6 protein-coding genes and 1 tRNA gene are annotated in these 11,581 nt (G+C 51.4%); 3 read left to right on the top strand and 4 right to left on the bottom strand.

From position 1 onward, the window contains the following. Window positions 1-80: 80 nt before the first annotated feature. Both AB1L42_RS01715 and arfB read right to left on the bottom strand, forming a co-directional pair. Window positions 81-1,175: a phosphatase domain-containing protein gene (locus tag AB1L42_RS01715; protein WP_367050500.1), complete on the bottom strand. Its 1,095-nt coding sequence runs from the start codon at window positions 1,173-1,175 to the stop codon at window positions 81-83. A 312-nt stretch (window positions 1,176-1,487) separates the two neighbouring features. Further along, window positions 1,488-1,913, bottom strand: a complete 426-nt coding sequence (arfB, locus tag AB1L42_RS01710; protein WP_367050498.1) for an alternative ribosome rescue aminoacyl-tRNA hydrolase ArfB — start codon at window positions 1,911-1,913, stop codon at window positions 1,488-1,490. Window positions 1,914-2,251: 338 nt separating this feature from the next. On the opposite strand from arfB, the gene AB1L42_RS01705 reads away from it, so the two are divergent. Continuing rightward, window positions 2,252-3,139 carry a YdjY domain-containing protein gene (locus tag AB1L42_RS01705; RefSeq protein WP_367050496.1) on the top strand — a complete coding sequence of 296 codons (888 nt, stop codon included), beginning with the start codon at window positions 2,252-2,254 and terminating at the stop codon, window positions 3,137-3,139. A gap of 136 nt (window positions 3,140-3,275) precedes the next feature. Continuing rightward, window positions 3,276-3,349, top strand: a tRNA-Arg gene (locus AB1L42_RS01700). 5 nt (window positions 3,350-3,354) lie between these two features. On the opposite strand, the gene AB1L42_RS01695 is transcribed toward AB1L42_RS01700, so the two are convergent. Next, entirely contained in the window at window positions 3,355-4,128 is a 774-nt protein-coding gene (locus AB1L42_RS01695) for a site-specific integrase (protein WP_367050493.1), read from the bottom strand. 137 nt (window positions 4,129-4,265) lie between these two features. On the opposite strand from AB1L42_RS01695, the gene AB1L42_RS01690 reads away from it, so the two are divergent. Beyond that, complete coding sequence (locus AB1L42_RS01690) at window positions 4,266-10,085, top strand: VIT domain-containing protein (protein WP_367050491.1); 5,820 nt, start codon at window positions 4,266-4,268, stop codon at window positions 10,083-10,085. A gap of 567 nt (window positions 10,086-10,652) precedes the next feature. On the opposite strand, the gene AB1L42_RS01685 is transcribed toward AB1L42_RS01690, so the two are convergent. Next, window positions 10,653-11,354 (bottom strand): sigma-70 family RNA polymerase sigma factor, encoded by a 702-nt coding sequence (locus AB1L42_RS01685; RefSeq protein WP_367050489.1) that lies wholly within the window; start codon window positions 11,352-11,354, stop codon window positions 10,653-10,655. Window positions 11,355-11,581: the final 227 nt, after the last annotated feature.

Genomic DNA, 11,581 nt, shown 5'->3' with positions numbered 1-11,581 from the left:
GTTTTGACGAGAGAAGTGTCGCTTCCCTTCCCTGCCATACCCGCAGAACTCAGTTGAGCAAGAGATCTAGGTTCAGCATCTCAACCGACGGCAACCTGACCGACTGAATTGGTCCAGTTAAGTTCGTCAGGAGATTCGAAGATTGACCACCGGTCAGAGCTGAGGTTGGAAAACCTCGAAGCAATCTCAGCGCGGCTGTAACGATGATATCCGTCGCTGAGGTAACGGATCGCGACGTGTGAGACCTGATCTCTGAATCGTTCGGCGATCTCTGCATAGAGTTCAGCGTCGCGTTCTCCCGAGTCGCCACACAGTACGAATTGACGTGCGGGAAAGCTGCGAAGCAGCGACTCAATTGTTTTTCGCTTCGATTCGTATGCCGCCTGGCGTTTCCAGTTTCGTCGCAACTCGCTGAGGCGAACATTTCTTAAGTGCAAGCTCCCAGCTGGGAACGAATCTTTGTCCAGCCACGACACAAGAGGATCATAAAGCGGCCACGGACTTGAGGAAACGTAATGAAAACTCGTCCCGAGAGAAGCAAGTCGCTGATAGGTTTCCGGCATCCCCGGAACGGCTTGGAACTCACGAGTAAACGTATTTGCAAGCAATTCGCGACGATCAGCTACGTTGGTGACTTTGATCGTGTCATCGATATCCGAGATGACAGAGACCCCCTCGGGAGCAATCAGTTCGACTTCGCCAGCGAAGAACCGATCATCATCTTCAGGCAGATGCACGCAAAGCTGCACAAATCGTCGACCGAATTCATCGACTTGAATTGATGGCTCGAGTTCCGTTTGTGAGACGGTCACCGTGGTCCGAAAGTGCCCGTCTGGCGTCGACTTTGGCAAGACGAAAGCTTGTTCAGCAATTGCGATCGGGACAGAGATGTTGGCTTTACTGACGTTCAGAAAAAGATCGGCACGATCACGGAAGAGCCGATGGATCTGGGCATCTTTCTCCGGTTTCACTACCCGTTTGAAGAGGTGCAGCAACACCGTCTTTCGAATATGACGACGCGTGGGGGCATAAATCTTGCCGTGGATCTCGAGATGCCAACACTTCCCAGCGGGGCTGTAGAACGCGTAGCTGCGAAAGAAAACAACGCTTTCTCTCGCGCGCACGGACCGTTCTTGAATACCTGGCAGAGAGTTGACTGGGATCGATTCCGCCATAAGTGTCGTCAATGGTTATTGAAGTGAGGGTGGAGTGCTGTTTCACTTCGACAGGAACACGCTCTGCCGAAACTTACTTTTCAAAGTTGAAAACCCACAATTCTCTGCAGAGTGTACCATTTTCGGTCTCGGTTCGTCACGCCAATTCCTGTCAAGTTGCCGTCATCTCTCCAAGAGTTTTCAACGGGTTGATTTCGGTGATTCTTGCAAAATTGCGAACAGTTTTTGAAGTGGTTTCCACGAAGTACACGAGCAGACTGTCTGAGAAAAGTCCCGCAACTGCAGTGAGTTCACTCGCACGTTCGACCCGCATTAATCCTCATTCGGCGGCCGACGCATCCGTTTCCGATCTGAGCGTTTCTTCTTCTCTCGCAGACGTTTTTCTTTAGCCCACTTCGGAAGACGAGATGGCTTACGTTTCTTGGCGGGTGCTAACGACTCAACGACCATTTGTCGCAACCGGTTCAAACAGTCTCGTCGATTTCTTTCCTGATCACGAAACTGTTGGCTGTTGATTCGCAGCACGCCCTCTTCTGTAATTCGATTTCTCTCGCGCACCAGGAGTCTTTTGAGGACATCTGGAGGAAGAGTTTCATTCGCTTTCGCGTTCCAAAAGAGTTGCGCTTGCGAATTGACTTTGTTGACATTCTGACCGCCCGGACCCGAACTGCGCGCGTAACGAAATTCGATCTCCGCTAACGGAATCTTGATTCTGGAAGTAATCGAAAGCTCGCTCATTGAGTCGCACGCAGCTAATTGTTCAGATCGGTATTCTCGCGAAAGTTTGAGAAGCTGAGACTGTCGAAGTAGAGAGGGTTCGCTTGTTTCAGCGAAGAATCACGTCTTACATCGATGATTCAGCGAGAGATCGTATCAGACCCCTGCCCGCTCGATGAACCCTGATTCGCAACCGATGAGCTCAAAGCCAGTGCAACGCATCAAAAACTTTCTTCACAAGAATCTCTGCGACCGACCGCTTTCCCCTATCCAAATCGCAGATCGTTTTGAACAATTTCCGATGAGACTCTTTCAACCGTGTCCCCAAGCAAGCTTCATGAACGATGAATCATTCACCAATGAAGATTTTCTTAGCGTGCCTGTTCTGCCTGCTCTCCTCGGCATCAGTCTGGTCCCAGGATGAACCGAAACAACCGGCCGAATCTCCTCGCCCACTCAACAAATCGGAAACGGTTTTGATCGACAAGCCGAACAATCGGCTTCTGTTGAAGACCACGGTCTGCTTGCGAGAAGGTTTGCTGGAGATGCTGTTGTGTACGAAGCAAACGAAAGAACACGAGTCAATTTTGACGATCGACGCCCCTGCCTCACTGATCCATGCTGGTTTGCTCGGGTTGGGAGCGGTTCCAGGAAAGCCGGTCCAATTCCGCCCCGAATTCAAGCCACCTCAAGGTCAGGTCATCGACATCTTCGTCAACTGGACCGACAAAGAAGGCAAGGAGCATCGTGTTGCCGCTCAGAAGTGGGTCCGTTATGCCACGTATCGCTATTTCGAAGCTCCGCTCGCGAACCTCCCCTCCGGAGTTCCTGTCGATGTCGGAGACGATTCTCTTCGCTATGACTCGATGAACAAACTTCTCCTCTGGTTCGGAACAATGTCCGAAAGCAAACGAGACGAATTCCTCAGCCACAGCGACAATGAAGAATATCAGCAGGCCATCAAATCGATTTTCGATTCAAGCCAGGCCCGACAGATGAAAGCCAAATTCATCTTCGCAGGAAGTGGTTTCACCAAGCTGGACGACGGAGAACTCTACTACCAGGCAGAAGCCGGAAGCGTGATTTGCGTCGCGAACTTTTCTGACGCCATGATTGACGTCAACATCGAAAGCACCGCAAGCGACGCAGTCGGCCGCTCCTTCGAACCCTACTCAGACAGGATTCCAGAAGTCGGCACAGAAGTCACAGTCGAACTGATTCCCGTCCCAGCCGAGACCAAAGAGTAAGCCAGCTGACTCAAGCCAATACCGCTCTACCCCAGCAACCAATCGATATGGCCCAGATCCATCACGAAAACTGACCAAAATCAAACCACATATTGGATTGCGGACACGTCAAAAAGTCGTTAAGTTCCCCTCCCAAGCACCCCTAGCTCAATTGGATAGAGCACCGGTCTACGGAACCGGAGGTTAGAGGTTCGAATCCTCTGGGGTGTACTTCACTAAAGTGAATTCAGCAAAGACTTTAGCTTCAAAAGCTCCTCAGCAGACAGTTGGGGAGCTTTTTCAATTCCCCCCACTAATGGAGTGGATTCAAGGGTGGAAAGCTTCTCATTGAGCTCGGTTGCAGCGGATTGGGCAGAACGGAATGCTCCGTAGTGTTTTTCCGTTGTTGCAAAATCCTTGTGCCGCATCACAATCTTTAGTGTTTCTGCGGACGCACCGGCATTGATGAGCCGCAGAGCACAACCCTTTCTGAGGTCATGAGCACTGGCAAACTTTTCTCGCTTGCCTGAGTCTGCTCGCTGAACCAGAACTCCCGCTTCTTTCCCAATCATCGCAATGACTCGACTCACTCGGTCTGTCGAAAGTCTCGTCTGCGACAGCTTGGAATGGTGGTGACGTTGTCGTTTCGCATTCATTCGTTTCTTACGTTCTTCAAGCTGAATCAGGAACACCTTTCGGCAGCGATAGTTCTTGAGCATTCGAATCAGCCAGTCATTGAATCCGGAGACTTCCACCACCGCGACGAGCGATTCTCCGTCGCGAACGCGGTCGCGAGTGAATTTGTCAAAGAACGATTGCACCTTTTCCGAGTTTGTCGAAACCTGCTGGGCCTGAATGTCGTCTTCAACATCGTTGCGAAGCGAGATGGTGAGCTGACGTCCATGCTGATCGATTCCAGGGTCTATCGTCGCTGCGGTTCTTCTGCTGAAAGGAAGTGGTTGGGAATTCCCACAGCAGTTAGGGGAGCCGCTTTTCTCCCCAAATGCCACTCTTTCATTCATATCAGAGGGATATCGTCAGAGTATTGGCATTTTTTAGATGACAGTCCTGGTTAATCAGCGTTTGACATCGAGAACCGCTTGTCCAAACAATGGTCGTTTCGGGATTCTTTATTCAGGGTGACGTCATGACGCGAATTGTTTCCGCTTTGATCCTCACGGTTTTGATTCCCTCTGAATCCTGGGCGCAGGTCAATGCGGGGCAAGGACTCGGGCAACTGGTTGTGGAAGACCCTATCTCGAACGAGTGGACTCGCCTGGAGATTGGTCGGTATCACGTGAATGTCGTCGTGCAGGCTCCTGTGGCGTTGGTGCAAATTGATCAGTCATTTTTCAATCCCTTGGGGAGACAATCTGAGGGAACGTTTGTCTTCAATTTGCCACCCGGTGCATCGGTCTCTCGGTTTGCGATGTATGTGACTGACGATCAACTCATTGAAGGAGAGCTGATCGATCGCACGAAGGCGGACAACGTTTACACTTCGATCGTTAATCGACGTCGTGACCCCGCTATCCTCGAGCAGATCGGAGACAATCTGTTTCGTGTTCGTGTCTTTCCCATCTTCGAGCGCGACACCAAGCGAATCCTGCTGGACTTCACCGTTCCACTTGAAGAAATTGAAGACCAGTACCACTTCGAACTCCCGCTGCTGTCGGACCTGAATCCTGTTTGGGATCTCAAGATTCAGGGAGAGATTTCTAGTCCGGTTGCAGCAGACTCTCTGACCAGTCAATCACATCCCGATCTTGAGGTCACATCCGATCCGGTCACCAATGCCGTCCGTTTTCAGTTTGAACAACAACACTTAAACCCACCTCCTTCCTTTCACATGAGTTTTCAAACTCCCGTGGAGCCCGCTCCGGGTGTGGATGCGTATGTCAGCACCGATGCTGGTAAACAGCAGATGTATTTTCTGGCGGCACTCCCCCAAACGGAGTTGCCTGCTGTTGCTCAAGATGACTCACCCACCGATGTGCTGATTCTCGTCGATACCTCGATGAGTGCCGGGACATTAACCAGCCATCGTGCTGCTGTGCAGACGATCCTTAGGGATCTTCGAGATGAGGACCGAGTGCAATTGGGGTGTATCGATATCGATTTGCGAATGCTGACGAATACGTGGCAGGAGAAGAATTCGCAGAGTTTGAAGGAAGCGATGGCGGAGTTTGGTCGCGAGGTGAGTCTCGGATCGAGTTATTTGAGGACTGGTGTTTCTAAAGCCTTGCAATACATATTGCATCATCGCGACCCAGAACGTCGAGTCCATATGATCTACGTTGGTGACGGGGTCAGTAGCGGCGAGGGGTTGGAGGAAAACGAATGGTTGACGCCCAATATCGACGATCTAAAAAAAGAAGAGGTCGCGTTCTCTGCGATTTTGACTCCACCCCCTGTCGACTCACCACGGTTTCATGTGCCGAAAGCGATCGCAAAAACAGGTGGCCGAGTATTTAATTCGACATCCAAGATCGATCTCGCTTCTTTGCATACATGGCTGCAATCCGGGTTTCCTTCAGCGGTCCTTGTTGAGAATGTCAAGCTGATCGATAACGACGAAGATGAATCCAGTTCGAAGGCTGCAGAATTGTTTTCCGATCCCTATTGGGTTCCAGGGAAGTCTTTCTACATCTATGGAGCATCAGAGCCACAAAGTCGCATTCGCTTGAACCTTTCCGTTGGTGGAGTCGAGAAAAGTTACGAGTTTGATGTCGATCAGGAAACGGATGGTTACGCTTCAGTCTTCACCGGCCGATTATGGGCTCAACGCAAGCTGGAAAACCTGCACATTGACGATCCCGACGAATTGCGCAAGCAATCAATTCGACTTTCTCAGCGCTGGAGTCTGATGACGCGTCACACTGCGTTTCTTGTATTGGAAAGTGAACGAGACTATGCCCGCTGGGGGATCAATCGCACTATTCGTCAGCGCTACTGGAAACCGGCTCAGGCGATCGTTTCCCTGCCTTATCCGCAGCGTGTACTCAATCTACTGAAGACACCGCCAGAGGAGCGTTCAACAAGTACACCAAAGAATGATGTGTCAGAATCAAAGCCTACGCGAATCAACGCTGAACGATTCTTGCAGGCGGCCCGCAAAGCGATCGCAAGTAATAGACCGACACTTGCTCAGAGCAATCTCCTCGTGGTTGTGCAGTCCGGAACTGCCCAGCAGCAGGAAGAAGCGAAACAGCTCCTGCAGGAACTATCGCCGCGACTCGATCGGATTAAGGCTTTGGTCGATCTCGGATTACAACGTGGTCAATTCGACCTTAATCATCAGGTGAATTTCCCGACTGGCGAATTCTTCCCGTTTCTGGTGGGAGCCGGTGGAGTCAGCGATCAATTTCGCAAGCTTCATCCGCACGTTGACATGATGATGCAGCGAGTTCGGCCACCTCAGGAACCGATCACACTGGCAGAATTCAAAGATTTCCTGATTAAGGAGACAGGAATGAACGTGATCATCGATCGAGCAGAGCTGTCGAATGAAGGGATCAGTGAGGCTGACAAAATCTCATTTGCTGGTATTCACGAAATCTCGTTGCGCAATCTCCTTAATCATCGTGTGTCGGGAGTCCAAGGTCTCGAATTGACTTTCTTGACGCACCCGCACTATCTCGAAATCACAACGCATTTTAAGGCTGAGGAGGAGTTTCAGTCGAAGAGCTATTCAGTGATCGATCTTGTCCGGACGGACCAACTTCCGCATCCAGGGTTACTCTCGAATCCGTATCTGGACGCCGACAATCAGTTTGCCAATCGCGTGAGGGCGAAACTCGACAAAGCAACCTCAGTCGAATCTGGCTCGATGAAGGTCTCGGAATTTGCAGACTGGCTGCGGGATCAACTCGCTGAGAATGTGATTCTGGACACGTTGGAACTCAGTTCCGAGGGAATTGGTACTGGCGATCAACTGGAAATCCCGGCACTTAAGAATATTCCAATCAGAACCCTTGCCGAACTTGCCCTGGAGCAGGCTGATTTGGAGATCGAAGTTGATCGCGAAACCGTCATCATCACGACACGCTTTGCAGCAGATGATCATGAGAGAATGGAGGTTCATTCCGGAGTGGGCGTCGTTTACGACATGGCTCAAACGCATAATCGTTTCGGCTGGAAGCGACCAGGAGCCTTTGGTGGGTATGGCGGTGGCGGCGGTGGATTTGGCGGTGGTGGATTTGGCGGTGGTGGATTTGGCGGCGGCGGTGGATTTGGCGGCGGCGGTGGATTTGGCGGCGGCGGTGGATTTGGCGGCGGCGGTGGATTTGGTGGCGGCTACGGTGGTGGCTACGGTGGTGGCTACGGTGGTGGCTACGGCGGGGTTAACCTTGGAGGTTACGGTGGCCTTGGAGGATTAGGGAGCGGCCACGGCGAGTCGGGAGTTGAAGGCGAGGAAATTGGAATCAGTGGTTTCGGCTCCGGGACCGATGACTCGTTTTATACGGGCGAAGATGCAGGAACGACCGAGGACTCGGCTACTGCACAGGCTGGGAATGATCCAATCGAAAGCGATCTCGATCTGGAGTGGGTTGTGTCACCTTACTCAATGTTGACGGGAGCTGTTCTGAATTTTGATTCCAGTATCGAGCTGATCCTCGATCAGACTTCCGGCCCATGGGTGAGTATGGACGGAGAAGGTGGCGAGATCGACTATTTCAGCGCAGGGAATCTTTTCGTAGTGCGCAATACCGAGAAAGTCCACGACGAGCTTCGTGAATTCCTTGCCCAACTTCGCAAGATCCCTGTGGCGGGCCGGCAAGTCAGATCTTTGGAACTGCCTCTCATCACCGAGGCCACTCCTCGTGGCTGGGATGCGTCAGAAGTTCTAACGATGCTGCTTTACACAAACGGTCCATGGATGGATGTTCATGGCGAAGGTGGCACGCTTCTTCTTCATCAGCCGTCGCTTTCACTATTGGTGAATCAAACTCAATCGGCGCACGAGGAAGTCGATCAACTTCTCACGTCATTGAGACGAGGGATGTTGCTGAATCGCTATCAAATCGAACTGCTGAAAAACGGCCAGCCATTGCCGGTCGACCTGCAGTGGAGTTCAGGCGTCACATTGACAACGCTTCCCGTCCTGCCTGCATTGGATGATGCTGAGGCAACAGAGCACGAATTGAAGATGCTCGAGGTGCGCCAAGTCGGTCCGTCCGCCCAATCCTGGCAGCGAGTCGACAGAGATTCTGAGGAAATCGAAATTGCCTGGAATGATGGTCGTGTGCGGCTGCATCTGCCCGATCTGGAAGCGCGTTCAGAAGGCAACTTAGGGACCATTTCATACCACAATCTGACAATCGCCGAACACGGTCAATGGGGAGAGGCGATTCGACTAATGGCGGACAGTCTCCTGCCCTGGCAACCGCACCGCAGCAATGAGGAGCTCGCTGCTCAATACGAGGTGACAGTCAAGAAAGAGACGGAAGAAGCTCGGACACTTCATCTGAGACATCGCAAGTCCTCCGCAATCGCAGTGGAGATGACGTTCTCAAAGAAAGAACTGGGACGCCTCCTGTCCTGGGAAGCCTTCGTGGCCGACGAGTTGCTTTACGGACTACATGTCGCGATCAAAGACGAAGTCGTCACGATTACGGCGAAAGACTCTCAGGGAAACGTACTTGCTCAATGGATCGGCAACGAAACCGATGCCGACCTCTCGATTGACGATCTTGACGTCGTCGACGAGGACATGCTGTTTGTTGATCGGACCAACGTCGAAACCGGAGTCTTTGAAGAAATCCGCCAGCGTCTTTTGGCCTACGACTACTCGGCAGCAGCCCTGCTTCTGGAAACCCAACTGAAAGCAGCTCCCCGGCAACCATTGCTAAACTTTCTTTTCGCATGGTGCTGCGAGTATCAATCTGACCAAATTCCGAATCGCGTCACGAGGCAACGTCAAGCGATCCAAAACGTCCTCACTTCTGATGCCAGCAACTTGATCAATCTGGTGACGATATCCAATTTCCAGGGATGGAAAGATCGAGAAATTTTGAAACTGCTGCTCTCTACACCAGCGGACTCGCGGAGTCTGGCAATGCAAGAGGCCATGGTGCGACTGGCTCAAAATCTCCAGCGACCTCAGGAGGCTCTGGAACTGCTTGAAACCATTCTCAGTGATTCCTCTCAAGAGACCGATCCCCGTAGACTGCAACGAATCGATCTTCTGCTCGAGTCTGGCAATTTCGTTGAGGCAACACAACGTGCGAATGATTACATAAGGCTTCATCAACAGGAGACGACGGACGCTCTCGTTGAAATTTACGCAGATCTGGCCGGCCGCTTTGCGTTTCACAACCAGTTCGACACAGCTGATGATTATGCCCAGCAGGCACTGCAACTCACGCCGGATGCGAAATCAAAGTCCAGTTTGTTTCTGCGATTTCTGCATTGGGCTGCAGGAGAACTGCGTGTTCGATATCTCGCCGAAGCTGCGGATTTGAGTTTCGAGAAACATCCTCTCGACAACTTTCCGCTGCAATCTTTGTTAAGCGAATTAAAGCCGGGCGACGTCGATGCGATTCGACAACTCGCTACGAATTCGACAAACCCGGTCGTGCAAACCGAATTCCTGATTCGCGTTGCTCAGTACACACCAGACAACGAGGAGGCCGCAACGATTGTCCGTGAATTGTTTGAGAAGCACAGAATTTCTTTCGGGCCGTCAGTCAGCAGAGAAAGAATCTCGAGGAGAAAATACTTTGATGAAGAACGAGAAGCCTGGGCTTTAAATATCATGGCTGGTGGAGGCGAACATGCTTACGTCATCGAGCACTTTGAAAACCGCCTTCGCACGGGAGAACGACTCGAAACCACACTCCTCACGATTCTCGCCAATGCTTACGAAACAGCTGGCGAAACCCGCGACAACCAGCGTGCAAGAACTGAGAACGATGGGTTGAATACGACACGTCCTCCTCAGCGTCGATCCTCAGGATTTTTCTAACAATGATCGAAGTTCTCCAGATCTGATGAGAGGTTAATTCAGATCCCGTTTTTCGTTGATTGGCAAGTGAGTTGAACGTTGTGTGGTTCGAGGAGGAACTCACATGTCAATTCTCCCTTTCGATGAGGCCGCGATGACGGCGGCCCAACAAGACAGGGAGCACGACGGACGGAATTGCTATTCTCACGGATTCCGAGTCGCATATGAATCAACAGTTGAAGCGTTGAGAGTTTCGAACTGAGTTCGTCATTTTTGATGTTAGCGGTTTGATACGAGTCAGAAACTCCTTTCCGCAAATGAAATCAACTCACCCATGGCAGAAGACTGAAAAACGGGCATGCAACTCTGCATGAGGTTACTTTCGTACATCACTCTTTAGATTTATCCCCTCACCAGTGAGCGAAAACTGACTCTGTGCGATGGTCGGTCCAAGTGAAAGCGAAATCGAACCTTGGAGAATCTCGAGTTCTGTGAGAATTGGAAAAGTAGAAGGAAACCGATTTCGGTCTGCGGAATCGGAGGCAGCTTCTTAGACCGTGGGAAATGGGTTGATGGGTACGGTCGTTCTCAATCGCAGTATTTGAGTAGGCCGAGTTCTCGGAGTTCCATTTCGATTTCTTGTGGATCGGTGCTTTCGACCAGAAACGCGACTTCTTGTTTGAGCAGGTTGGCGAAGAGTTGTCTGCCCCTGACGAGGTTCTGCCGGACAGCTTCTGGAGTCATCGGCTCAGCGGATAGGTCGCTGAGTCGCTGCGATGTCTCCGCCGAAGTGAGGTCGGGGTGTTGAGCGCGGAACTTCAGGATTCGGGTCAACGTGGAACTGTTTGCGTCGTCTAATCGTTCGAGCGCAGCCCACGTTCGGCGGATGATTTCTTTACGCAGGATCCGATCGAACTCATCCAATTCCTGTCCTGAGGTTTGGCTTCGCGAGAGCTCTGCCGACATGGACTCAAACTGTTTCCGGTGAGTTTTTTGACGCCGGTGATTGTCTCTGATGAGGTTCGTGAGAGAAGTCTTGAGGAAGTTGCGGAATCGACCCTTTTCTGGTGAAGCGGAACTGAAATCGCCCCGTAGGAATCTGAATGCAAATTCTTGCGTTAAATCGTTCGCAAGATGTGGATCTCGCACTCTCATCAAAAGGTATTCAAAGACCGCATTCGCGTAGCGGACGAGGACGAGATTTTGAGCTTCGTTCGCGAGCTCTCTGGAGTCGGAATTCGAAGCGACCAATTCGGTCCAATGTGTCGTCAATTCGTTCAACTGGACCATTGATCAACCAATCTTCCCGCTCCTGCAAGGGACTTTTCTCTCAGAATACGGATTCCGACGTCAAAGAGACACAAATTTCTCATAAATCTTTGACCAGCAAATCTTACGCCATGTTTCGCATTTTACGCGGCTTCGCGATTTTGAACTTTTTCTTACGATTCGATGTCACAGGCCTCTGGTCGCTGCGTAGGGAATTGAGACGGGTTTATTTCGTCGCGACAGCGCGG

This window comes from Thalassoglobus sp. JC818 (assembly GCF_040717535.1).
Lineage (GTDB): Bacteria > Planctomycetota > Planctomycetia > Planctomycetales > Planctomycetaceae > Thalassoglobus.
This window is presented reverse-complemented; position numbering and strand designations above follow the sequence as displayed.